Source organism: Pedococcus sp. P1_H8 (assembly GCF_056405175.1).
Genome location: NZ_JBFUCP010000326.1, coordinates 1 through 406, shown reverse-complemented (window position 1 = coordinate 406; position 406 = coordinate 1). Strand labels below are relative to the sequence as shown.

At 64.8% G+C, this 406-nt stretch carries 1 pseudogene; it reads left to right on the top strand.

Annotated features, from left to right (window positions below):
- Positions 1-406: pseudogene (locus AC1DYG_RS20215) on the top strand (succinate dehydrogenase/fumarate reductase flavoprotein subunit); the annotation flags it as partial.

Sequence of the window (406 nt, the reverse complement as noted above, 5' to 3'; positions counted from 1 at the left end):
GCTCGAGGTCATCCTCTCCGACCACGGTCACGAGCGCGTCGCGGACATCCGCACCGAGCTGCAGCAGACCATGGACAACAACGCGTCCGTGTTCCGCACCGAGACCACGCTGACCAACGCGCTCAAGGACGTCCGCGCCCTCAAGGAGCGGTACAACCACATCACCGTGCAGGACAAGGGCAAGCGCTACAACAGCGACCTGCTCGAGGCCGTCGAGCTCGGCTTCCTCTTGGAGATGGCCGAGGTCACGGTCGTCGGCGCGCTCAACCGCAAGGAATCGCGTGGCGGCCATGCCCGCGAGGACTTCCCGGATCGCAACGACGCCGAGTACATGCAGCACACGATGGCATACAAGGAGGGCGACGGCCTGCTCTCCGACATCCGTCTCGACTACAAGCCGGTAGTC